The organism is Streptomyces sp. NPDC003456, from assembly GCF_042878735.1.
Lineage (GTDB): Bacteria > Actinomycetota > Actinomycetes > Streptomycetales > Streptomycetaceae > Streptomyces.
On record NZ_JBIAOK010000002.1, the window covers coordinates 715,053 to 738,432 of the forward strand.

Below are 23,380 nucleotides of genomic sequence, written 5' to 3' on the forward strand. Positions count from 1 at the left end.
CTCGCCGTTCGGGCAGTCCGTACCGTCCCCTCGTCCGGCACACGGTTCTTCGCGGACCTCCATGGGTCCGACGGTGAGCCGACCGCGACGCGCACGGGAGGGCGCCTGTGGGGGCGCACAGGAGCTCGGGCCGTTACAGCGCCCCAGTGGCGGTCCGCAGCAGGTCGTCCACGCCGTTCAGGAGCGTCTCGGAGATGAGCGCCGGGTCGAACAGGCAGCCCGCTGCCATGGCGCCGTCGCGGAGCATGACGAAGTGCCGTCCCGCCGTCTCGGCCGGATCGCACCCGGCCCGCCCCAGCAGCTCCGTGACGGTGTCCAGGAACCACTGCCGGTGGGCCAGTACGGCCCGGTGGACGGGGTGCGCCGGGTCGGGGAACTCGGCCGCCGCGTTCAGGAAGGCGCACCCGCGGAACCCCTGGCTCTGGATGCTCTCGGCGATGGACCCGGCGACGGCGCGCACCGTGTCCGCCGGCGTGAGGTCCTGGTCCAGGACGGCCTCCACCTGGCCGCGGATGCCCCGGTCGGCCAGCTGGAGGTAGGCGAGGATCAGGTCCTCCTTGCCCTTGAAGTGCCGGTACAGGGTGGCGCGGGTGACCTGCGCCTCGGCGATGATGCGGTCCACGCCGACCGAGTGGATCCCCTCGGCGTAGAAGATCCGGGTCGCCGTGCCGAGCAGCCTCGACCGTGCCGGTGAGGTGCTGCCGCTCCCTGTGCTCGCGCTCATGGCAACCACCGTACCAGCGCATGAGGGAGAACGTTCGGTCTTGACAGCGGAGTGCGGCCGGGCGTTGGATGAGCGGTGTCACGAGGTAGACCGAACGTTCTCCCTCGCCCATGCGTGTCAGTCCCCCTCATCCCTCATCACCGAGCAGGAAGAAGCCGTCATGGCCAGCTCCGTCGCACCTCCCACTCCCTCGCCCGCCCCGGCAGCGGCTGCTGCCGCGCCACTGCGCCGGCTGTACTTCGTCCGCTTCGCCTTCGCCGCCGTGTGGGCCGCCCTGCTGTTCACCACGGCACGCAGCCTCGGGCCGCTCGGGGCGACGCTGCTCGTGATCTATCCCTTGTTCGACGTGGCGTGCGCCGTCGTCGACATTCGTTCCGCGAGGGCCGGCCGCGGACCGCTGCGCGGCCTCTACGCGAACGTCGCGCTGAGCACCCTCACCGCCGCGGGCCTGGTCGCAGCGGTCGCCTCCGGCATCCCGGCCGTGCTGCGTGTCTGGGGTGCCTGGGCGATCACGGCGGGTCTCGTCCAGCTGCTCGTCGGCATCCTGCGGCGGGGCATGGGGGGCCAGTGGCCGATGATCGCCAGTGGCGCCCTCTCCACCCTGGCCGGGGCCTCCTTCGTCGCGCAGGCGGGCAAGGACGGCGCCTCGCTCGCCTCCCTGGCGGGCTACGCCTTCCTGGGCGGCGTCTTCTTCCTCGTCTCCGCGCTCCGCCTCGGGCGGACCGCGCCTGCCGGGCGGGGCTGAGACGCCTGCGGTGGACGGCCGGGGCGGAGGCCCGCCGGGTCAGCCCTCCAGGTGCGCGATCACCGAGCGCATCGCCCGGAGCAGGGCCGGGCGGGTTTCCTCGGGCGGGTCGAGCGTCTCGAAACCGTGATGCCCGTTCGGTACGTCGACCAGCTCCAGGCGCGCTCCGCAGTCCTCGGCCGCCGCGACGAACGACGCGACGGTGGCGGCGATCTCCGGTGTCTCCAGCCCGGCGCGCACCAGGACCACCGGCAGGCCGCCCGCGTGGGCCACGGCCCGCACCGGGTGGAACCTGCTGCCGGTCAGGCCCCAGTTCGGCAACGGCGCGAGAACGGGATAGGAGGCGGCCAGGCAGCGCAGCCAGGCCGGCGGAGCGGCCAGCCAGTCCGCGCTGAGCAGACCTCCGCCGGAGAAGAACCAGAGGGCGATGCGGTCCGGATCGACGCGCGGGTCGGACCGCACCGCCTCGACCGCGTCGGCCACGTCCTCGGCTGCGCGCCCGTAGTCGGCGAGGTCGTGCAGCCGGTGGTCGAGGGTCGCGCCGACCACCCCCTCGGCGGCCGCCAGCCGGGCGTGTCCCACCAGGGCCGGCCAGTCCCGGGGCGTGGGCCGGGCCCCGGCCGGGACCGGGCCCCCGTGCACGAAGACCACGGCCGGACGTGGCGGTGCGCCCGCGGGGGCGTACAGATCGACCCTTCCCTTGCGGTCGCGGGCCACCTCGGGAAGGTCCAGGGGGAACGGACGCAGATGGGCGGGTGCCGAGTCCGCCCCGGCCGGCCGCAGGCGGCGTCCCCCGCCGGCCGCCGCCCGCAGCAGGGTCTCCGCGAGCTCCGCGGGGCAGGACAGCATCGGCCAGTGCCCGGTGGCCAGTTCGAAGAAGCCCACCTGGGGTTCGGCCAGCGCCGCCAGTGCGGGGTCACCGAGATCGACGAGCCGTTGCACCAGGTCGATGCCGACGCCGTTCCCGGTGCACAGCACCCCGCTGACCGGCACCGCGGCCACCGCCCCGCTCAGCCGCAACGGCTGCAGCAGAGTCCCCAGGGGCTGCGGTGCCGCGAGGGCGGACAGCCGGTCCAGCGCCGGGCCGGGGACTCCGGCGGTACTGCCCCAGCGCTGCCACTCCTCGCCGGTCGGCGGCGTCACCTCCCCGTCCGGCGAACCGCTCCGGCTCCGTTCGGCCAGCCGCGCACGCAGTGCCTGGTCCGGTACGGCGGCCAGCGCCGGAACGCCGTTTCGCGGCATCCCGCAGTCCAGATACACGATGCGCGCGATCCGCCCGGCCCGCCGGTCGGCCGCTCCGACGACGGGATGGATGCCGTAGTCGTGCCCGACGAGCACGATGTCCCGGCCCGCCTCCACCGCGTCGACCACCGCGAGCACATCCGCGATGTGCGTCTCCAGGTCGGCCGGCACCGAAGGCTCGGCGGGCCTGGCCGCGTCGAGTCCCGTCAGGGCGACCGGCAGTGCCGCGCCGCCGGCCGCGGCCAGCCGAGTGGCCGTCTCCTGCCACACGTGTGTGCCGGTGAACGCACCCGCCACCATGATGAACACCGTCATGGGTCTCTCCTCCCGGTTCGCCGCACGCCCGCGCCTCGCGCGCGGCCGAGCCCGAGGGACCCCGGACCCACGGCCGCGCCGTGCGCCGGTACCGTAGGAACTCCCCCTGAGGGAGGTTCAATCGCTCATGCCCGACGAGCAGTTCTGGAGCATCGGCGAGCTCGCGGAGCGCGCGGGCGCCACCGTGAAGACCGTCCGCTTCTACTCCGACCGCGGCCTGCTCCCCGAGTCCGCCCGCAGCGGCGGCGGGCACCGCCGCTACGGCCCCCAGGCTCTGGAGCGGCTGCGGCTGATCCGCTGCCTGCGCGCGCTCGACCTGCCGCTGGCGCAGGTGCAGCGGGTCGTCGAGGACGCGGGCGGAGCGGACCGCGTCCTGGAGGACGCCGTCGCGAGCCGACTGCGCGAACTGGGGCGTGAGGTGAAGGCCATGCGCTGGCGGGAGGCGGCCCTGAGGCTGGTGGGGGAGTGCCCTCCCGCGGAGCGCGCCGACCGGCTGCGGCTGCTGGGCGCGGTGAGCACCCCGCCGAGTACGGCACCGCTGGCCCGCTTCTGGCGCGGCTGGCTGCCGCCGCGGATGCCGGCGCGGGCGACCGCGGCGTTCCTGGAGGTGGCCGTCCCGGAGCCGCCCGACGAGCCGTCCCCCGACCAGGTCTTGGCCTTCGCCCGGCTGCACGCGATGACCACGGCGCCCTGCCCGGCCGGCCGGCGGCCCCAGCCGGACGTGCACCGAGTGGGCGGCGCCGACGGCGCGTCCCTGCTCTACGCCGGACTCGTCGAGGCGTTCGACCTGGCGGGTCCGCACCTGCGCCGGGCCCGTGACCCGTACCCGGGCGAAGCGCTGGACGCCTACGTCGCGGCGTACGCGAGCGCCTACGGCAGCCGCGACACGCGCACGTTCCGACGCCTGCTGGCCACGCGGCTCGCCGCCGAGCCGCGCCTGGATCGCTACTGGGAGCTGACGGCCGTGGTGCGGACACCCCCGTCCGGTGTGCCGGAGCCGACGCCGGGCACCGCGGACGACTGGCTGCGCAGGGCGCTGCAACGGGACAATGCCGCGGCGGCCTGAACACGACGGGTGAGCGGGAGCAGCTTTTTGCGGACACGTGTGTCACTAGCTGCTCGTCCGCCGCTCACGGAGGCATTCCGCTTCTCTGCTGCGCACTTCACGCCGGCCCCGGACAACCGGCCGTGCGGTCCGGGCGACCGGAACGGATCAAGCGCCGAACAGCGAAGACATTCCCCGCGCCGGTACAGGGAGCAGATCACTCCGCCCGAAGGGCCGTCTTCGTGCCGCAGCCGCGCCCCGATCGGCGATCAAGAAATGAGTGGCATGCCCAACTGAGGTGCGTGAACGGGCTCTTGCGTGAATTCACTCGTGCTGGCAGGGTTCGAGGTCGGTTCGGCATTGCGTCGCGGGGGAGACTCGATGTTGCTCACCTTTCCGATGGCCCATGACAGCCCTTTCTCTCCTCGGTTCCTTGATGTGCCGCGCTGCATGACGTCATCCGCAACCGGATAGTCGTGCGGCGCCGGCAGGTCCGCCGGAGTTCGCTGGGGAGGAAGAGTGAGGGACCACGTCTCGGCCGTCACACGGCAGCCGACGCAACAGCACTCAGGTCGTTCAGAATTGTACTTCAGTGGGCTCCTGTCGGAGATCACGCGAGTACCGATAAACAGCGTCGTGGTCGTCGGCTCACTCCGTGCGTGCGGAGAGGACCCGCGGCACATCAGGGCGCTGGCCGAGGTCTGCTCCGAACTGCCGCCGATCGTGCTCCACCGGAAGACCATGACGGTCATCGACGGCGTGCACCGGCTCCGGGCGGTGGAGCGGAGCGGAGCCACGCACATCAGCGCCGTCCTGTTCAACGGGGACGAGCGACAGGCCTTCCTCCTCGCGGTCAAGCTGAACAGCAACCACGGACTGCCCCTGTCGCTGGCCGATCGCAAGGCCGCGGCCCTTCATCTGCTCGCCGACTTCCCCGAGTGGTCCAACCGGCGCCTGGCCGGTGTCGTCGGCCTGTCGGACAAGACCGTCGCAGCGCTGCGGCAGAGGTCGGGTGCGGATTTTCCGCACCCGACCTCCGTACGAGTGGGCCGCGACGGGGTGGCCTACCCGCCGGCCCCGGGCCAGGGCCGCAGCCGCGCGCTGGGGTACCTGGCCGAGAACCCCGGGGCGTCGGCGCGGGAGGTCGCGCGGGCCGCGGGCATCTCGCTCACCACGGCCAAGGACGCCCGCAAGCAGGCGCGCGAAGGCCAGGGGACACCGCGCCCGCAGGACCGGGCGCGGCCCGGCGGCGAAACGGTCCCCGAGGCCGCAGCGCGACCGGGCGGCGAACCGGTCCGGGAGGCCGGGGCGCGGCCCGTCGGCCCACCGGCCCCGGAGGCCGGAGCCGGCCACCGTCCCGCACCGGCGGAACGCCCCCGGGCACACCCGCCGTGCGGGGACCTGTCGTCGGCGGTCCGGCGCCTGCGGGCCGACCCCTCACTCCGGTTCACGGAAGTGGGCCGCAAGCTGCTGCGGACCCTGGACCCCTCGGCGACCCAGCCGCACGACTGGGCCGCGATGGCGAGCAGCCTGCCGATCCACTGCGCGCCGCTGATCGCGGAGCTGGCACGGCACCACGCCGAGAGCTGGCAGCTGCTGGCCGATTCGTTGACGGAACGGATCAACGGCCGGGACACTGGCCCCTGAGACGAACCACCGGGATTCCCGTCGTCGACGGCGCCTCAGGATCCACGCCTTCCGCTGAATACGCCGAAATGGCGGCCGCGCCATCGCGGACTTCTTCTGTGATCCCTTTCCGGATCTCCACGCGCTCGTGCTCTTTCGCAGATCACCGGCCATGAGTGCGGTACGGACTGTTCCGGAATCCGATTCACCGCGCCGTGAACGCCGCATTGGCAGTGGGAATGCCAAAACGCGTGATGGTTGAATAGTGATCTGACGTTCAAGTGGTTGCGCGGCCCAAGACCGCTACGTACGCTGACTCCCACGAATTCCGGAGTGGGGGAGCGGGGGGAATGTGACTTCGTACAGCCCAGGTCGGCTCGGGTACGAGATAAAGAGTGAATTCCGGTCCGCAGTTCCCGGCGGCCGGTCCTCGACGGGGATGCCGACCCACTGGTACAACTTCCTTCCGGATCTGCCGGCCCCGATGCCCGAGGCCAGGGACTCCGGGAGCCCCACCGCCGCGGAGATATCCGCGCAGGTCCGGCCGCAGGCCCTCATCGATCAGAACGCCCCCGAAGAGCCGTGGACGGCGATACCCGAACCCGTCGCGGAACGGCTGAGGCAGTGCGGCCGGCCGACGCCCCTGCACCGCGCGCACCGGCTCGAGCAGCATCTCGGCACGGGCGCCAGGATCTACCTCAAACGTGAGGACGTCCTCCCCAGCGGCAGTTTCAAGCTGAACACCGCGATCGCCCAGGCCTACTACGCGGCCGAAGAAGGGCGGACCACTCTCGTCACCGAAACAGGGGCGGGTCAGTGGGGCATGAGCGTTGCCCTCGCGGCACAGATGTTCGGTCTGCGGGCCGAGATCTACATGGTGAAGTGCTCCCTCGAGCAGAAGCCCTACCGGCGGCATTACATGGAGCTCCTGGGCGCCGAGGTGAGGGCGTCGCCGTCGCCCCACACCGCGATCGGACGGAAGATCCTCGCCCGGAACCCGGGTCACCCGGGCAGCCTCGGCACCGCCATCAGCGACGCCATCGAACACGCGCTGGGCAACCCGTCGGCCGCGTACCTCGCCGGCAGCGGGATGCCGCACGTGTACCTCCACCAGACGCTGCTCGGACTCGAAGTCGCCCAGCAACTCCGGGACGTCCACGGCGAGGAGCTGGGCGTCGACGGCCGCGGCGACCACCTCGTCGCATGCTCGGGCGGCGGCAGCAACCTGTGCGGTCTCATCGGCCCCCATCTGCGGGCCAAGGCGGACGGGGCGGACCTCCGCTTCCTCGCCGCCGAGTCCACGGCCGCGCCCCGCCTCACCCAGGGCGTCTACGCCTACGCCCGCACCGACCTCGGCGGCTTCACCCCCGAAGTGCTCGGCTACACCATGGGAGAGGACTTCGTCCCACCGCCCACCCACGTCGGCGGTCTGCGCAACCACCACAGCTCCGCCCTGGTCAGCCTGCTGCGGCACGAGGGCGTCCTGGACGCCGTCGCCTTCGACCAGCGGACCGCGCTGGAGGCCGGCCGGCTGCTGCTGCGGACCGAGGGCCTGCTGCTCGCCCCGGAAGCCGGCCACGCGGTCGCCGCGGCCCTGGACGTCGTGGCCAAGGCCGACGCGCAGCACCTCGAACCGGTCGTCGTGGTCCTGGCCAGCGGCTCCGGCTTCCTGGACCTGCGGGGATACGACGCAGTCCTGCTCGACGCGTAGCCGCACCCCCGTTCCCGGCGTTCTTCGCACCCTGCGATTGGGAAGCCACATGCGCTTGGCGACATTTCAGCCCCAGCACGGCGAGCACTGCGAGACGACCACCCTGCGCAACATGCTCCACCAGGCCGGAGCCGACCTGTCCGAGGCCATGCTGTTCGGCCTCGGCCAGGGGATCGACTTCCAGTACTGGGACGCCCCCGACCCCGGCCGTGCCGCGCCGATGCTCACCGGCCGGATCGAGCCCGCCCGGCTGTCCCGCAACGCCTGCTCGGCCCTGGGCGTGGAACTGCACGCCCTCCGGGCGCCCGACGCGGAGACGGCGCACACGGCAGCGGCGGACCTGCTGCGCTCGGGACACGTCGTGGGCGTGTCCGTCGACATCTTCCACCTCGACTACTTCACCTCGCGGAGCCATTTCGCCGCCCACTACATCGCGCTGTACGGACTCGACGACACGCACGCCCACGTCGTCGACACCGGACAGCAGGGCGGAGCCCGGACCCTGCCGGTGGCGTCGCTGCGCCAGGCCCGCGCCTCCGACGAGGGGTTCATGCCCTCGCCCCACCTCTACCTCTACGTCGAGCAGGTGCCGGAGCGGCTGGCCACCGACCCGGACGCGGTGCTGCGCGAGCAGATCTGGCACGCCGTCCGGACGACCGCGGAGCGGATGACCGAGGACCGCGGACCCCGCTACGGCATCCCCGCGCTGCGCCGGGCCGCCTCCGAGGCCGCCGGCTGGCACGACACACTCGCCTCCCCGCAGGAGACGGTGCCGGGCGTCGGCCGCTTCTGGCGCTTCGCCGGGACGGGAGGAGCCAACTTCCGCACCCTGTACCGCGCGTTCCTGCAGGAGGCCGCGCGGCTGTGCGACGACGGCGAACTCGACGTCTTCGCAGCGGAGTTCAGCGACGTGGAGCGGCAGTGGGACGAGGCGATCGAGTTGCTGACGGCCTACCCCGGTGCGGACGGGCGCAGGCAGCTGCAATCCGTCGCGGCCCGGCTGGAGGCCATCGCCGACGCCGAACAGGCCCTCTTCAAAGGGCTGCTGGTGCCGGCCGCGAAGCGGGCAGGTGATCCGGCTTGACCGTCACCCGTGTGAAATCCGTCTGCCGCATGTGCCACGGCGGGTGCGGCGCCCTCGTGGAACTCCGGGACGGTGTGCCCGTCGACATCCACGGCGACCCGGACAGCCCCACCAGCGAGGGCTACTTCTGCATCAAGGGCAAGGCGTCACTGGACCTGCTCAAGAGCCCGGACCGGCTGACGACACCCCTGGTGCGGACCGGCCCGCGCGGCTCGGGGACGTTCGCACCCCTCGGCTGGGAAGCCGCCCTCGACCGCGTCGCCGCGCAGCTCACCGCGACCATCGACCGGCACGGCCCCGAATCCGTCGTCCTCGCCCAGGGGACCGATCGCAACTACCAGGAGTGGGTGTTCCGGCTCGCCAACGCGATCGGCACCCCGAACGTGGTCGGCCCGGCACACGTCTGCTTCTACCCGCGGGTCATGGCCTCGATCATGACCTACGGCGCCTTCACGTTCTGCGACTACGACGGCGACCCCGAGGTCATCCTGCTGTGGGGCAGCAACAAGCCGGACACCCACTCCGACGGCGTGATCGGCATCAAGTTCCTGCGCGCCGTGGAACGGGGCAGCCGCGTCATCGCCGTCGATCCCCGCCGGACCCGGACCGCCGCCCGCTCCGGCCTGCACCTGGCGATCCAGCCGGGCACCGACTGCGCCCTCGCCCTCGGCATGATCAAGATCGTCATAGACGAGGGCTGGTACGACCACGACTTCGTCGCCGCGCACACCTCCGGCTTCGACGAACTCGCCGAGCACGTCAAGGCCTACGACCTCGACCGGGTCGCGCGGATCACCGGACTCGAACCCGGGCTCGTCGTCGAGGCCACCCGCTCCTACGCCCAGGCCTCCAGGGCGTGCATCGAGGCCGGTACCGGGCTCTCGCAGAACGAGAACTCCTTCGACACCCACCGCGCCATCGCCCTCCTCGCCGCGATCTGCGGAAACATCGACGCCCCCGGCGGCGACGTGATCTGGGAGCCGATGCCCATCGAGGGCCGGCGCGCCTTCCCCCGCTCCGACCTGCTCCCCGAGGAGCAGGCGAGGAAGCGGATCGGCGGTGACAAGCACAAGATCCTCTCCATGTCCGGCTGGGTGGCGCCGGGAGACCTGCACGAAGCCGTCCTGACCGGACGGCCGTACCCGGTCACCTCACTGGTGGTCTTCGGGAGCAACATCCTGGCCTCGCACGAGAACACCGCACGGGTCCGCGCCGCCCTCGGCAAGCTCGACCTGGTCGTCGTGTGCGACCTGTTCATGACGCCGACCGCCCGCTGCGCCGACATCGTCCTGCCGACCTCCAGCTGGCTGGAACGGGACCAGATCGTCGAGTTCAACTCCTACATCGCGGCCCGGCAGAAGATCGCCACGGTCGAGGGCTGCCGTTCGGACGAGGAGATCATCCTCGCACTCGCGCAACGGCTCGGCCTGAGCGAGCACTTCCACCCCTCCGTCGAAGCCGCCCTCGACGCCAAACTCGCCGGACTCGACCTCACCTGGCAGCAGTTCGCGAAGATCGGGCACCTCCGCAACGAGAAGCGGTACCGCAAGTACCGCGAGGGCGGATTCCGCACGCGGTCCGGGCGGGTGAACCTGATGCACCACGGGCTGCGGGCCATGGGCTACGAGCCCTTCCCCGTCCACCGGCACCCCCCGCAGGCGGACCCCGCCCTGCCGTACACGATGACCAGCGCACACCCGCGCCGGTTCTACAACACCGAGTTCCACCAGCTGCCGACCACCTCGCGGGGCCAGACCGCGGCCCGGGTGACCGTCCACCCGGACACCGCGAAGCGGGAAGGGCTCGCGGACGGCGAGGAGGCGGAACTCTTCACCCGGGCCGGCGCGCGCGGAGTGCGCCTGACGGTCAGGATCTCCGACTCCGTCGCACCGAACGTCCTGGTGGCGGACGCCGGCTGGTGGTATCCGGACGAACCCTCGATCGACGAGTCACTCAGATCCTCGGTCAATCTCCTGACGACCAACGACCGTTCCGACGTGCACATGGGGAGCGCCACGATGAGAGGTGTAGCAGTGGGCATACGGCGGCCGGGGCAGGACCATGGCTAGCGCGCGGGGCACCGTCGCCGCCCGGGTGCCGGAGACCGACGAGGGCCTCCAGGGCGACGAACTGGCCCTCAAATACGACGAGATGCAGCGCCACATCCGGGACAACGGCTGGCTCCGGGAGAAGATCGACGACATCCTGGCGGCGGAGATCGACTCCGGCGAGGTCCTGGAACTCGGATGCGGCCCGGGCTATCTGGGCCTGGAATGGCTCACCCGGGCGAGCGACTCCGCCCGGCTCGTCGGCCTCGACATCTCACCGGCCATGCTCCGCCGCGCGAGCGCCAACGCAGACGGGTACGGCGTCACCGAGCGCTGCGCCTACGAGTGCGGCACGGTGCTGGCCCTGCCGTTCGAGGACGACCGCTTCGACCACGTCATCAGCGCCTCGTCGCTGCACGAGTGGGCGGACCCGGTGACCGCCCTGACGGAGATGCACCGCGTGCTCAAGCCGGGCGGCCGCTACTGCGTCTCCGACCTGCGCCGGGACGTCGACCGGACGACGTTCCAGTTCATGAAGGCGAACATCGCGGCCGACATGCGCCCGGGCTTTCGCACCTCGATCCGCTCCTCCTACATCAGGAGCGAGGTCGAGGAACTGCTGGCGAAGACCGCGCTCGGCACGGCCGTCGTGACGGAAGTGCAGATGGGGATCGTCATCACGGGCAGGAAGGAAGCGCCATGAACGCACGCGCGGGAAGTTCCCCGGCCATCACCGCCACGCGCGACGGTCGCTTCCCCGACCGCGCCGGCTTCGACGGGTCCTGGCAGGAGATCCTCACGACGTCGAGCGCGTGGAAGGACCTCGACTGCGGTCGATACCTGTCGGCCTGGTGCGGCTACGCGCCGGACCACGTCGTGGAGAAGCTCGCCGGGGTCAACCACGTCGGCATCTACATGGGCGACTACGACAGCGACGAGCAGGTGTTCCACTGGAACGCCTACCTGAACGACCACCGGGCGTCCGGCCTCGTCACCACCGTCGAGATGGGTCCGTCGTACATCTCGCCCCGCCAGTACGGCACACCGGGCTGGTGGAACTCGATCACACTCGCCGACGGACGCGTCGTCGAGATGTTCGCCTGCCGCCGCTTCGGGCCCTGGGCACGGCGCCCCGCCGCCGAACGCGGGCGGCTCATGTCGCACGTCGCCATCGACGTGCACACCGACGACGACGTGCGCTACCTCCTGGACGTCCTCGACCGGGACGTCGACCACCTGGAGAACATCGCGTTCACCGAGGCCGACGAACTGGGCCACACCTACGGGCACCTGCGCAACAACGACAGCGGCTCCGTGCTCGAGATCGTCCACGAGGCGCCGCGCGGCGGAACGGGGCACGGCGATGGCGGTCATTGAGATCTCGCCGTACTCCGGCGAGCACTGCGAGTCCACCGCGCTGCTCAACATGCTGCGCAACCACGACATCGAGCTGAGCGAGCCGCTCATCTTCGGCCTGGGGCAGGGCCTGTCGTTCCTGTACTGGCACTCGCAGCAGATGCCCAGCCCCTTCCTCGCCGGCCGCGTCAAGCCCGACCACCTCATGCGCAACGTCGCCGACGCGCTCTCCCTCGACCTGCGCACCCAGGAGACGACCTCCCCGGCCAAGGCCGAGGACACCCTGGTCCGGGCGCTCGACGAGGGCGACGTGGTGGGGCTGAAACTCGACCGCTACCACCTCGACTACGCCCGCGAGAACCACCACTTCGCCGCGCACTACCTCGCCTGCATCGGCTACGAGGACGACCGGTTCGTCGTCGTCGAGACCCGCTCGCTCGGCGTCCAGTCGACCTCCCGGGACAGCCTCGCCCGGGCCCGGGCCGCCAAGGGGCCGATGTCCTCGCGCAACCTGTCGGTGCGGGTGGACCCGCGCGGATACGACGAGTCGATCCTCGCCAAGGCGTGCCAGGCGTCGATCCTCGCCACCGCACGGGAGTTCCTGACGCCGCCCATCACCAACATGGGCTACAAGGGCATCGCGAAGGCCGGCCGGCTGATGCGCGGGTGGCACGAGCGCCTCGACCGTCCCGTGGAGGCGATGGCCGCGGTCGGCACCAGCATGGAGGAGGGCGGGACCGGCGGCGGACTCTTCCGCACCCTGTGGGCGCAGTTCCTCGAGGAGGCGCACGAGCTGACCGGCATCGCGGCCTACGACGACCTCGCCGTCGAGTACCGCCGCATCGCCCGCCGCTGGACGGACGTGGCCGACCTGCTGCGCGACACCGACGACTCCGGTGCCCGGCAGGCCCTCGACGAGGCGGCCCTTGTCCTGGACGGCCTGGCGACCGAGGAGCGGGCGGCGATGGCGCGGCTCGAGGAGGCCTCCCGATGACCACGATCGCCCGGCCGGCCGGGTACGACCCGCGCACCAGACTGCGCGACACCCTCGTCTCCCGGGTCGGCATCGCACGCAAGGTCGCCGCCGTCACCGCCCTGGACCGCGCCGCACTGGACGCCTGGGTGGCGCAGGCACGCGCCGCGACCGTGGAACACGCCTGCCGCAACTCGCCGTTCTACGCGGCCTTCGTCCCCGCCGACACCGCCCGGGCGGCCGCGCAGGGCCGTCCGGACGCCTTCGAAGCCCTGCCCTTCACCAGGCGGGAGCACCTGTCCGCGGCCTACCCGCTGGGCATGCTGGCCGTGCCGCGGCGCGAGGTGATCCGGTTCGACGAGAGCTCCGGCACCGGCAACGGGCGCCCGATCGCGGCCTTCTTCACCATGGCGGACTGGCTGGAGAACAACCTCACCGTCGCCGGGCTGCTGTCCGCCGTCCTCGACGAACGCGACATCGCGGCCATCGCCGTCCCCTACGAACTGGCCGGAGTGGGCCAGGACCTCGACCGCGCCGTCGAGATCCTCGGCTGCACGATCGTGCCGCTGGGCGCCGCCTCGCCGTCCTGCACGCCGGACCGGATGGTCGACGCCCTGCGGCGCTCGGGCGCGACGACGCTGGTGTGCTCCGGCACGCGCGCGCTCTTCCTCGGCGAGATCGCCCGCCGCCGCGGCATCGACCCGCGGGTCGACCTCTCAGTCTCGAAGATCCTCATGGCGGGAGAGGGCGCGTCGCCGGCCAAGAAGCGGCGCCTGGCCGACCAGTGGGGCGCCGTCGCCTACTCCATGTTCGGCATGACCGAGACCAACACGCTGGCCATGTTCTGCCGCGAGCGGGAACTGCACCTGGTCGAGACCCGGACCTACTTCGAAGTGGTCGACCAGGAGTCCGGCGAGCGGCTGCCGGACGGTTCCGTCGGGGAGCTGGCCGTGACGACCCTGGCCAGCCGGGCCATGCCGCTGCTGCGCTACCGCACCGGCGACGTGTGCCGGATCGAGGCGGCGCCCTGCGCGTGCGGGTCCCCGCTGCGCCGGCTGCAGCACCGCGGCCGGACCGGCGACCGGATCCCCGTCGGTGACCGCTGGACGTCCCAGCTGGAGATCGAGGACATCGTCCTGGGCGCCATGACCACCGGCCCCTACTACTTCGCCTTCGACGTCGACGGCGACGTGCTGGAGATCGCCCTGCCGCCGTCCGGCTCCGACGAGGCGACCCGGGCTGCCGTGACGGCCGGTGTCCGCAACCGCCTCGGCGCGTCCACCCGCTTCGGCGTGCTGGACACCGAGCGGTTCGAGACGGCGCTGCGGACCTCGGCCAAACCGACGATGCGCAACTTCAGTGCCTACGGGGGAGGAGGAACCGCCCGTGAGAGTTGAACTGCCGCTCCCCACGCGCGTTCCCATCGACGGGCGTTTCGAGATCGACGACACCTGCATCGACTGCAAGCTCTGCAACGACCTGGCACCCGACAACTTCGACGCGGACCTCGACCACGACGTCCACTACGTGTGCAAACAACCCGAGACACCCGACGAACTCGAACGAGTCCTCGACGCCTTCGACTCATGTCCCACCGAATCGATCCGGTACTCAGCGGCACCCAGCGAGGAGTGATGGCGCAATGGCAAGCCTGGACGATCCGGTGACAGCCGACATGTGCGCCGGACGGAAGACGACCGCACTGGGGCCGGTGGCCGAGAGCTACGACCAGCTGCACCGCATCGACCTGCTCGGCGAGGCACGGGCCGCACGCGGGGTGCCGGAGGGCAGCTACGACTCCACCGTGTGCGCCGTCCTCCAGGCGGCGGAGGTGTGCCTGCTCAACCTCGCCCGCCTGGCGGGCAGGACGCAGCAGTGCCTGCTGGCCGGTGACGTGCCGGCCGCCTCCCGCTACGTGCAGTGGGCCGTCGGCTTCCACCGGCTGCTGCGCCGGCTCGGCACCGTGGCGTTCGACGTGCGCAGCGTCTTCGGGGCCGCCGCGGCCGCGGGGCCCGCGGCCGTCAGCATCTCCGAGTCCGCCGGCTACGCCGCCTACGTGGAGTCCCTGCGGGGCCTGGAGGACGTGGCCAAGGGCGCGCTGCTGACCGGAGCGCCCGAGCTGACCCGCACCACCATCGCCACCAAGAGCATCGACGACTCGCTGTACCGCGTCCTGCACGGCATCCGGACCGGGTGCCACGACGCCACCAAGTGGGAGAGCGACCTCACCGCCGTGCCCATCGGGGCGGGCCGGAGCACCGACGAGCTGATCTCCTGCGAGACCCTGGCCCGAGCCGTCGCCGCGACCGAGCTGGACCCGGCGACGCTGCACGGCGAGTTCGTCGCCCTGCACCAGGTGCCGGAGATCCTGTGCGCCGAGGCGAACGACCATCTGGAAGTCGCGATCAGGGCGATCCGTGCCCGGGCCCTCAGCCGGGCGGCGCAGCACCTGACGGCCTGCCGGGAACTGCTCGACCCGGTGGTCGAGGCCCAGCGGGTGATGGCCGAACACCTGGCCACGGGGGAGTACCACGGCTTCCGCACCAACCTCGGGCCCGCCAGCGGCACACACTCCCTGTCGATCAAGCAGCACATGTTCCGGGACCTGTTCAAGCACATGTGGAACGACCTGGAGGCATGGCTGCACTCGCTCGGCGGAGCGTCCCTGGACGAGACCCTCCGCGACATCGACGCACGCCGGCACGACGACCCCGCGGCATGGCTGCGGCACACCGTCGTCGACCAGGCGTTCAAGCTGCACTCCGCCCACCAGCAGTGGCGGCACGAGCACCTGCACATGCCGCGCAACTGCCTGGGCAGCGGCGGCACGAAGTCCATGATCGGCATTCCGGACGGGCCGCAGGCCGTCTACAAGATGCGGGACGCCGCCAACGCCCAGCACGCGCTCGCCACGATCCACCGGGCGCGCCGCACGCCCCTGACGAACGCCGTGCCGGACTCGCCGCTGGCCAAGCTCATCACCGACCCCAGCTCGCTCGACTCCGAGCTGATGCGGGTCGTGGGCGAGGCGACACGCGAGTACTTCCCGCAGGTGCAGGAGCAGAGCTACCAGCCCTTCCGGTCGGGTGCGGCCGAGCGGAACCCGTAGGAGCGCGGACGGTGACCACCACAGGACCCACGGCCTCTGACAGCGTCATGCCCACCCACGAGACCCCCACCGCGCCCGGCTCCCTCACCGGGGCCTGGCGGGGAGCCGAGTACATCGCCAGCCTCAAGGACGAGCGGGAGATCTGGAGCGACGGCCGCCGCGTCGACGTGACGGGCGACCCGGGCTTCCGGCCCATGCTCACCACACTGGCCGGCCTGTACGACGCCCAGCACCTGCCCGACCGGGCGGACGAGATGCTGTACCGGTCGGAGACCACCGGCAACCCCGTCAGCCTCTCGTACCTGGCACCCGCCGACCGGGACGGCCTCAGCCGCAAGTGGGCCAACTCCCACCGGTGGGCCCAGGCCTCCCACGGCCAGCTCTCCCGGATCCCCGACTTCATGTCGAACGTCGTGGTCGGCCTGTACGACTTCCGGTTCGAACTGGCCAAGGTGAACGACGACTTCGGGCGCAACGCGGAGCACTACTACCACCGCTGCCGCGAGAGCGACCTCACGCTGACGCACGGCCTGGGCGACCCGCAGATCGACCGCTCCGCCACGCCCGCCGACCGGCCGGAGCTGGGCCTGAGAGTGGTACGCCGCGGCGCCGACGGCATCGTCGTACGGGGCGCCAAACAGATCGCCACGCTGGCGCCGTACGCCCACGAGGTGCTCATCTACCTCTCACCCGCCAACTACCTGCGCGAAGACCCCGGCTACGTCTGCTGGTTCGCCGCGCCCCTGGCGAGTGAGGGCCTTCGCGTCCTGTGCCGCACGTCGTACGCCGATAGCTCCGGCGGCCTCTCGGCCCGCTACGACGAGCAGGACGCCATGCTGGTGTTCGACGACGTGTTCGTGCCCATGGACCGGGTGTTCCTGCTCGACGACTCCCCGACGGCCGTCCGGGGCTTCGCCGAGCTGAACAAGTGGTCCCTGTACACCGGCCAGGTGCGCTACTACCACCGGCTGCGCACCATGCTCGGGGTCGCGTCGCTGCTCGCGCAGGCCATCGGCGTCGCCTCCTTCCGGCAGGTCACCGACCTGCTCGGCGAACTCACCTCGTACGTGGAGATCGTCCGGCTCGGACTGGCCGCAGTCGACGCCGAGAGCCGGCCCACCGCCTCGGGCCTGCTCGCCCCCGGCTCCACCGCCGCGCTCGACGCCGTCGCCGGCCGCTTCTCCACACGGGCCTCGGAGATCATCCGGCAGATCGGTGCCTCGGGCCTCATCATGCAGCCCTCGGAGGCCGACCTGGCCACGTCCGAACTGCGCGCGGTGCTGGACACCTACATGTGCGGGCGCGAGATGGGCGTGGACGAGAAGTCGCGGATCTTCCGGCTCGCCGCCGACCTGGCCGTCGACCGGTTCGGCATGCGCCAGGAGCTGTACGAGACGTGGAACCGCGGCGACCCCGCCCGGGTCCGTTCGATGCTCTACAGCCGCTACCCCGACCTGCGGCGCTGCGAAGACCGGGCCCGCGACCTGGCCGAAGGGCGGAGCGACCACACATGAGTCTCGACAGCATCCGGCTCGAAGGAGTCACGACCCACAACCTCAAGTCGGTCGACGTCTCCTTTCCCAAGGGACAGCTGGTCGTCGCCGCGGGCGTCTCCGGATCGGGCAAGTCGTCCCTGGTCATCGACACCCTCTTCGAGCACTCCAAGACGCTCTACCTGGGGGCCCTGTCCAGCAAGTCCCTCGACATGGGCGACGGCGACTACCAGTTCGACCGGATCGCGGGGACGCAGCCGCCGGTGGCGTTGCGCCAGCGTGACGGCGGCTCCTCCAACCCCCGCTCCACCGTGGGCACCCTCACCGGACTCGACGGCCTGTACCGGCTGCTGTTCGGCGCCGGCTCGCGTCCGGTCTGCCCCGCCTGCCTGGGCCCGACCGGCGCGGACCTGTTCTGCGACGACTGCGGCTGCTTCGCCGAGCCGCACTCCGCCAAGCACTTCAGCCCCAATCGCAAGGAAGGCAAGTGCCTCCAGTGCGACGGCATCGGCGAACTCGTCGGCTTCTCCCTGGACAAGATCATCCCGGACCGGTCGAAGACGCTCACCGAGATCTGGGACGGGGCCGACCCGGGCACCTTCGCCGTGCCCAACGTCCGCAAGGCCTTCGAGGCGATGGCCGCCGACATCGGGCTGGACCTCCACGTGCCGTTCGAGAAGCTCGGCCCGGAGCAGACCGAGCGGGTGCTGCACGGCTCGGACACCGTCTACACGCTCAAGATCCGCAAGGTCACCAACGACGTCCGCTTCGAGGGCATCCTGGGCTTCCTGGAGCGGGCGTACCGCAACGCCTCGTCGGCCGCCCGCAAGAACGCCTTCATCAACTACCTCGGGCGGGAGGAGTGCCCCGCGTGCCACGGCGGCAGGCTGCGCCCCGAGTCGCTGCGCGCGACGGTGGCCGGGCACACCTTCCCCGACTTCCAGGGCGACGAACTGTCCCGCTCGATCGTCCGGCTGCGCGAGGGACTCACCTCCGGCAAGGTCCCGGCACAGGTCCGCGAACTGGCCACCGCGATCGTCAAGCAGAGCGCGAACATCGAGGACGTGGGCCTGGGGCACCTGCAGCTGCGGCGGCCGGTGACCACCCTCTCCGGCGGTGAACTGCAACGGCTGCTGCTCGCCCAGCACCTGGCCAGCGACCTGACCGGGGTCATGTACGTGCTGGACGAGCCGACCGCCGGCCTGCACGAGGCCGACACCGGCAGGATCCTCGACTCGCTGCGGCGCCTGCGCGACCTCGGCAACACCGTCATCGTCATCGAGCACGACGAGTCGGTGATCCGGGCCGCCGACTGGATCGTCGAACTGGGACCCGGCGCCGGAACCCGCGGCGGTGAGATCGTCTTCGAGGGCCGCTTCGCCGACCTGCTGACGTGCCCCGGCTCCCCGACGGCGACCGCCATGGCCTCGAACGGACCGGCCCGCACCACCACGGACCTCTCCGGCGCGCGCTGGCTCGAGGTGCGCGGCATCACCCGCAACAACGTGCTCGACCAGACCGCCAGACTCCCGCTCGGCGCGCTGACCTGCGTCTCGGGGGTGTCCGGCGCGGGCAAGAGTTCGCTGGTGGCCGGCCTGCACGCCGCGGTCTCCCGGGCCGTCGCCCAGCGGCGGGCCGGTACGGCGGCCGGCGGCACGGGCGTCCAGGGCGCCGAGTTCCTGGACGACGTCATCCACGTCGAGCAGCGACCGCTCGGCCGCTCCAGCCGGAGCACGCTCGTCACCTGCATCGGCATCAGCGACCACATCCGCGACGCCTTCGCCGCCAGCGCCGAGGCGGTCGAACGCGGTCTCGGACGGGGCGAGTTCAGCCCGAACGTCGCCGGCGGCCGGTGCGAGCCCTGCAAGGGACTGGGGCTGGCCGAGATCGAGATGACCCTGTTCAAGAGCGAATTCGTCGTCTGCCCCGAGTGCGAGGGCCGCCGCTTCCAGGAGCACGTCCTCGACGTCAGGCTGAACGGCAGGAACATCCACGACGTGCTGTCCATGACCGTCGAGGACGCCCTCGCGTGGTTCGACGCCGACAGCAGCCCCAAGGTCGTCCAAGCGCTGCGCGTCCTCGCCGAGTTCGGTCTGGGCTACCTGCAACTCGGCTGTTCGACCACCACCCTGTCCGGCGGCGAGGCACAGCGGCTCAACCTGGCGGGCGAGCTGCTCAAGCAGCGCCGCAGCCGCACGCTGTTCATCTTCGACGAGCCGACCCGAGGACTGCACACCGCGGACATCCGCCATCTGCTGGCCCTCTTCGAGCGGTTGATCTCCACCGGCAACACCGTCGTGGTCATCGAGCACAACGTGAAGGTGATCGCCCTGGCCGACTGGGTCGTCGACCTCGGACCCGGCGCCGGCCGCGAGGGCGGCCGGGTCGTGCACAGCGGGACGCCCGAGGCCCTCGCGGACAACCCGGACAGCGTGACCGGCCGGTTCGTGCGCCGACTGCGCGACGAACCCGCGGCGGCGCCGCCCGCGCCGGCCGAGGACGGCTCGCGGGCCGTCGAGGCGCCGGACCTCGGCGTCATCGGCGAACTCCTGCCCCGGGCCGTCACGGTGGTCGCCGGCACCACCCGGCAGTCCCAGCGGAAGCAGCCGACCCCCTACGGGCTGGTGATCGGCTCCCTCACGGTCGTCTCGGACGAACTCGCCCTGATCGGCTTCCTGGTGCGCGCCGGCAGCACCAGCTGGAACGCCATCGCGGACACCGGCCGCTTCTGCGTGAACATCCTCGGCGAGGACCAGCGAGACGTCTCCGAGGCCTTCTCACAGGGCAGGCCGGACAGCCGCTTCGACGCCCTGGCCTGGACCCCCTCGGCCAACGGCTGCCCACGGCTCCCGGACGCCCTCGGCACCATCGACTGCGACCTGAAGTCGTCCTACCGGATCGGCGACCACGAGTTCGTGCTGGCGACGGTCGTCAGCGCCGACCTGGAGACCGGCACCGGCCGACGGCCCCTGATGCGGGCCCGGCAGGGCGACAGCGTTCTCGACGACTACGGGTGGCGCCGGTTCGCCCGGGAAGCGGAGGCCCGGTGACGACGGCCACGTCCATCACGGCGCACTACGAGCAGTTCCTGGACCTGCTCGTCCGCGACGCCCAGGACGCACGGGACGCCCGCGACCCGGCGCGGGCCCTCGCCGGCGCGGACGGCCGCAGCGGTGCCCGCGCCCGCTACGGCGAGCGGGCCCACCCGTCGGGCGGAACGCAGCCGGTCGTACTGACCCGCGAGGAATGGATCCGCAACCAGATCGACCTCACACTGGCTCTGGGCCGGCAGCTCACCGAGGACGACGTCGTCGTCTCGGCCGTGCCGTACGAACTGTCGTTCATCGGCGCCGAGGTGGACCGTGTGATCGAGATGGTCGGCGCCTCGGTGATCAGCGTCGGCACCAGCGGCACCATCTGCCCGATGCCGCGCCTGCTCGGGTTGATCGAGCAGTACGAGGTGACGGCACTGGTGTGCTCGCCGGGTTTCGCCGCCGAACTGGCGGGCCTCGCGGTGTCCCTCGGCAAGCCGCCGCAGGACACGACGGTCCGCACGATCGTCTGCGTGGGCGAGGCCTGCTCCAGCGAGCGCCTCGAGCGCATCGGCGCCACCTGGGCGGCGCGCACCTGCGCGCTCTACGGGACACCTTCGGCTCCGACGGTCGCCGTGGCCTGCGAGCACGGCGCGCTGCACCTGTGCGACCACCGGCTGCGCGCGGAGGTACGGGGCGGCCGGCGGGGCGAACTGCTCCTGGACGGCGTCCCGACCGGCGAGGCCGCCGAGCTGCGGCCGGCCGACCACCGGTGCGACTGCGGCTCCGCCAGCCGGGTCCTGGTACCGCTCGGCAGCATGTCCTGCGCGGTCCGCGGACCGGACGGACTGGTCACCGCGCTGGACGTGGAGCGGGTCGTGTTCGGCCACAGGCGCCTGGCGCCGCACTTCGCCTGCGTCCTGCGCGACGGCACCTTCCACGTGACCTGCGCCGTGTCCGACCCCCGGGCGCCCGACGCGGACGCGATGCGCCGGGCCGTCCGCGGGGGCATCGGCGAGGCGCTCGGCGTCGAGGCGGAGGTCGCCGTCGTCGGCGTGCAGGACTGGAGCACCGCCACGTCATGACCCGCACCCGGCCGTGGCAGGCGAGCCGCCGCGGCCGATCCACCGGTGGCATCCCGAGGAGACAAGACGCATGAGGGTAGCGGTAGTACAGACCCAGTGGGTCGACGACCACGAAGACGGCGTGCGCAACGCCTGCCAGGCGATCGAGGACGTCTGCGGTGCCGGCGACATCGACCTGGTGTGCTTTCCCGAGTTCCTGCTCGGCCCGCCGTGGTACATGCCGGGGCAGGACGGGCGCAGGGGGCTGACCGACACACCCATCCCGGGGCCGGTCGTCGACGGCTTCCAGTCCCTGGCCCGCAAGCTCGATACCCACATCCTGCTCGGCTCGCTCGTCGAGGACCTGCAGGACGGCATGTACCGCAACACGTCCCTGCTGATCGGCCGGCAGGGCGTCATCACCGGGCGTGCGGTCAAGGCACACGCCTTCGGCAACGAGATGGTGGTGTGCCGCCAGACCGATTCCCTCGGCGTCCTGTCGACCGAGTTCGGCCGGATCGGCATCGCCGTCTGCTCGGACTTCTGGATCCCCGAGGTCGTCCGGATGCTCGCGCTGGCCGGAGCGCGGACGGTGTTCGTGCCCGGCGGCACGCTCGGGCAGAACCAGCCGCTCATGGTGAACGCCCTGCGCACGGCGGCCTACCTGAACGACGTCAACATCGTCTACGCCAGCTCGGTCGGTGTCGTCCGCGGCAAGCGCGGGGACCGGCTCGTGGAGATCCACTTCGCCGGCACCAGCCTGGTCGCCGGCCCCGACGGGGTGATCGCGCAGGCGGGCAGCGACGAGCCGGAGACCCTGGTCGTCGACATCGAGGAGCCCGCGCCCGGCGACGGCCGCCGCTGGCAGCGGCTGCGCCGGCCCGAGGCGTACCGGGCGCTGCTGAGCCCGTACGTCGGAGCGGACCGGGACCTCGCCGCCGAACTGCGGGCCAGCCTCACCGGCGGCGGCCCGCAGCAGGGCCGGCCCGTCGCCGCGACCAGCACACATGAGGGGACTCGTCCGTGACCATCTTCGTAGCGCAGCACGCCCGCCGGGCCACACCGGAGGCGACGGCCTCCGCCGTACTCGACGATCTGGACGGCCTGGTCACCGACGAGGCGTCGTTCGTCGTCCTGCCCGAGAACGCGTTCACCACCGGCGACGACGTCCGGGCGCTGCCCCTGCCGCTGCGCGAGCGGTGCCTGGCCCGTCTGTCGGCACTGGCGCGCACCCGCGGCACCTACGTGCTCACCGGGTCCTGGGCGGAGGAAGGCCCGGACGGCGCCCTGGTGCAGGTGTCCAGGCTGCTGGACCCGAGCGGGTCGGAGTGCGCCCGCGTCGAACGGCCGGTCCTCGCCGACGGGACCACCGGCACCGGCGACGACTTCCCCGTCGTCGAGACGCCCTTCGGCACGGTGGGGGTGCTCCTCGGCCCGGACTTCTGGCTCGTCGAACCGCCGCGCATCGCCTGTCTGACCGGTGCCGAACTGCTGCTGGTCGCCGGGTCGCTGGACGGCCGGCAGCAGGAGTCGCAGCGCGCCGCGGTCTGGGGCATCGCGACCCTCAACACCGTCGCCGTCGCCTTCGCCGGGTCGCTGAGCCGACGCTGCGGCGGAGGCAGTGCCGTCGCCGTGCCCGAGGGGTTCGCCGTCGAGGCGGGCACCGGTGAGGGCGTCGTCCGGGCGCCCTGGGACGTGGAGCGGATCCGGCACCTGCGCCAACCCGACCTGCGGTTCCAGCAGACGTTGTGGTTCGGGCTGTGGGCGCGCCGGACCGAGCTGTACACGGACCTGACGGCGCAGGTGAGTTGAG

The 23,380-nt window shown here is 71.9% G+C and carries 19 protein-coding genes; 17 read left to right on the forward strand and 2 right to left on the reverse strand.

What is annotated here, in order from left to right; translation table 11 throughout:
• Positions 1–133: 133 nt before the first annotated feature.
• Positions 134–724, reverse strand: coding sequence for a TetR/AcrR family transcriptional regulator (locus ACFYWG_RS08965; protein ID WP_389200183.1), 591 nt, complete (start codon positions 722–724; stop codon positions 134–136).
• A 160-nt stretch (positions 725–884) separates the two neighbouring features.
• Between ACFYWG_RS08965 and ACFYWG_RS08970 the strand changes: the two genes are divergently transcribed.
• Positions 885–1,469, forward strand: a complete 585-nt coding sequence (locus ACFYWG_RS08970) for a hypothetical protein (protein ID WP_389200185.1) — start codon at positions 885–887, stop codon at positions 1,467–1,469.
• Between the two features lie 39 nt (positions 1,470–1,508).
• Here the strand turns inward: ACFYWG_RS08970 and ACFYWG_RS08975 are convergent, their stop codons facing one another.
• Positions 1,509–3,026: an alpha/beta fold hydrolase gene (locus ACFYWG_RS08975; protein WP_389200187.1), complete on the reverse strand. Its 1,518-nt coding sequence runs from the start codon at positions 3,024–3,026 to the stop codon at positions 1,509–1,511.
• 127 nt (positions 3,027–3,153) lie between these two features.
• Here ACFYWG_RS08975 and ACFYWG_RS08980 point away from each other — a divergent pair, with 127 nt between their 5' ends.
• From ACFYWG_RS08980 to ACFYWG_RS09055, 16 genes are all read left to right on the forward strand, one after another.
• Positions 3,154–4,092, forward strand: a complete 939-nt coding sequence (locus ACFYWG_RS08980) for a MerR family transcriptional regulator (RefSeq protein WP_389200189.1) — start codon at positions 3,154–3,156, stop codon at positions 4,090–4,092.
• Between the two features lie 615 nt (positions 4,093–4,707).
• Positions 4,708–5,718 carry a ParB N-terminal domain-containing protein gene (locus ACFYWG_RS08985; protein ID WP_384321187.1) on the forward strand — a complete coding sequence of 337 codons (1,011 nt, stop codon included), beginning with the start codon at positions 4,708–4,710 and terminating at the stop codon, positions 5,716–5,718.
• A 418-nt stretch (positions 5,719–6,136) separates the two neighbouring features.
• Complete coding sequence (locus ACFYWG_RS08990; protein ID WP_389200192.1) at positions 6,137–7,408, forward strand: TrpB-like pyridoxal phosphate-dependent enzyme; 1,272 nt, start codon at positions 6,137–6,139, stop codon at positions 7,406–7,408.
• A 55-nt stretch (positions 7,409–7,463) separates the two neighbouring features.
• Positions 7,464–8,492: a BtrH N-terminal domain-containing protein gene (locus ACFYWG_RS08995; RefSeq protein WP_389200194.1), complete on the forward strand. Its 1,029-nt coding sequence runs from the start codon at positions 7,464–7,466 to the stop codon at positions 8,490–8,492.
• 11 nt (positions 8,493–8,503) lie between these two features.
• Entirely contained in the window at positions 8,504–10,561 is a 2,058-nt protein-coding gene (locus ACFYWG_RS09000) for a molybdopterin-dependent oxidoreductase (protein ID WP_389200196.1), read from the forward strand.
• The gene (locus tag ACFYWG_RS09005; protein ID WP_376327205.1) at positions 10,554–11,243 is read left to right on the forward strand and encodes a class I SAM-dependent methyltransferase; all 690 of its coding nucleotides are present in this window, start codon (positions 10,554–10,556) and stop codon (positions 11,241–11,243) included. Before ACFYWG_RS09000 ends, ACFYWG_RS09005 begins: the two co-directional genes overlap by 8 nt.
• Positions 11,240–11,917: a hypothetical protein gene (locus tag ACFYWG_RS09010; RefSeq protein WP_383506306.1), complete on the forward strand. Its 678-nt coding sequence runs from the start codon at positions 11,240–11,242 to the stop codon at positions 11,915–11,917. Before ACFYWG_RS09005 ends, ACFYWG_RS09010 begins: the two co-directional genes overlap by 4 nt.
• On the forward strand, positions 11,904–12,890 hold the full coding sequence (locus ACFYWG_RS09015) for a BtrH N-terminal domain-containing protein (protein WP_389200198.1): 987 nt from the start codon (positions 11,904–11,906) through the stop codon (positions 12,888–12,890). The genes ACFYWG_RS09010 and ACFYWG_RS09015 overlap by 14 nt, the downstream gene beginning before the upstream one ends.
• Positions 12,887–14,266: a phenylacetate--CoA ligase family protein gene (locus ACFYWG_RS09020; RefSeq protein ID WP_383506312.1), complete on the forward strand. Its 1,380-nt coding sequence runs from the start codon at positions 12,887–12,889 to the stop codon at positions 14,264–14,266. The genes ACFYWG_RS09015 and ACFYWG_RS09020 overlap by 4 nt, the downstream gene beginning before the upstream one ends.
• Entirely contained in the window at positions 14,256–14,504 is a 249-nt protein-coding gene (locus ACFYWG_RS09025) for a ferredoxin (protein ID WP_376327197.1), read from the forward strand. Before ACFYWG_RS09020 ends, ACFYWG_RS09025 begins: the two co-directional genes overlap by 11 nt.
• A 7-nt stretch (positions 14,505–14,511) precedes the next feature.
• A complete protein-coding gene (locus ACFYWG_RS09030) occupies positions 14,512–15,978 on the forward strand; it encodes a hypothetical protein (protein ID WP_383506315.1) in 1,467 nt (488 codons plus the stop codon).
• A gap of 11 nt (positions 15,979–15,989) precedes the next feature.
• On the forward strand, positions 15,990–17,492 hold the full coding sequence (locus tag ACFYWG_RS09035; RefSeq protein WP_383506318.1) for a 4-hydroxyphenylacetate 3-hydroxylase N-terminal domain-containing protein: 1,503 nt from the start codon (positions 15,990–15,992) through the stop codon (positions 17,490–17,492).
• A complete protein-coding gene (locus tag ACFYWG_RS09040; RefSeq protein ID WP_389200202.1) occupies positions 17,489–20,521 on the forward strand; it encodes a flavin reductase in 3,033 nt (1,010 codons plus the stop codon). The genes ACFYWG_RS09035 and ACFYWG_RS09040 overlap by 4 nt, the downstream gene beginning before the upstream one ends.
• Positions 20,518–21,588 carry a hypothetical protein gene (locus ACFYWG_RS09045; RefSeq protein WP_383506324.1) on the forward strand — a complete coding sequence of 357 codons (1,071 nt, stop codon included), beginning with the start codon at positions 20,518–20,520 and terminating at the stop codon, positions 21,586–21,588. The genes ACFYWG_RS09040 and ACFYWG_RS09045 overlap by 4 nt, the downstream gene beginning before the upstream one ends.
• A 70-nt stretch (positions 21,589–21,658) precedes the next feature.
• Positions 21,659–22,594, forward strand: a complete 936-nt coding sequence (locus ACFYWG_RS09050) for a carbon-nitrogen hydrolase family protein (RefSeq protein ID WP_383506327.1) — start codon at positions 21,659–21,661, stop codon at positions 22,592–22,594.
• Entirely contained in the window at positions 22,591–23,379 is a 789-nt protein-coding gene (locus ACFYWG_RS09055) for a carbon-nitrogen hydrolase family protein (protein ID WP_389200205.1), read from the forward strand. The genes ACFYWG_RS09050 and ACFYWG_RS09055 overlap by 4 nt, the downstream gene beginning before the upstream one ends.
• The last annotated feature ends 1 nt before the right edge of the window (position 23,380 follow it).

Coding starts and splice junctions, on each gene's coding strand:
- ACFYWG_RS09020 (WP_383506312.1), top strand. CDS start 12,887: ATGACCACGATCGCCCGGCCGGCCGGGTACGACCCGCGCACCAGACTG.
- ACFYWG_RS08975 (WP_389200187.1), bottom strand. CDS start 3,026: ATGACGGTGTTCATCATGGTGGCGGGTGCGTTCACCGGCACACACGTG.
- ACFYWG_RS09005 (WP_376327205.1), top strand. CDS start 10,554: ATGGCTAGCGCGCGGGGCACCGTCGCCGCCCGGGTGCCGGAGACCGAC.
- ACFYWG_RS09015 (WP_389200198.1), top strand. CDS start 11,904: ATGGCGGTCATTGAGATCTCGCCGTACTCCGGCGAGCACTGCGAGTCC.
- ACFYWG_RS09050 (WP_383506327.1), top strand. CDS start 21,659: ATGAGGGTAGCGGTAGTACAGACCCAGTGGGTCGACGACCACGAAGAC.
- ACFYWG_RS09010 (WP_383506306.1), top strand. CDS start 11,240: ATGAACGCACGCGCGGGAAGTTCCCCGGCCATCACCGCCACGCGCGAC.
- ACFYWG_RS09040 (WP_389200202.1), top strand. CDS start 17,489: ATGAGTCTCGACAGCATCCGGCTCGAAGGAGTCACGACCCACAACCTC.
- ACFYWG_RS08970 (WP_389200185.1), top strand. CDS start 885: ATGGCCAGCTCCGTCGCACCTCCCACTCCCTCGCCCGCCCCGGCAGCG.
- ACFYWG_RS09030 (WP_383506315.1), top strand. CDS start 14,512: ATGGCAAGCCTGGACGATCCGGTGACAGCCGACATGTGCGCCGGACGG.
- ACFYWG_RS08980 (WP_389200189.1), top strand. CDS start 3,154: ATGCCCGACGAGCAGTTCTGGAGCATCGGCGAGCTCGCGGAGCGCGCG.
- ACFYWG_RS08990 (WP_389200192.1), top strand. CDS start 6,137: ATGCCGACCCACTGGTACAACTTCCTTCCGGATCTGCCGGCCCCGATG.
- ACFYWG_RS08965 (WP_389200183.1), bottom strand. CDS start 724: ATGAGCGCGAGCACAGGGAGCGGCAGCACCTCACCGGCACGGTCGAGG.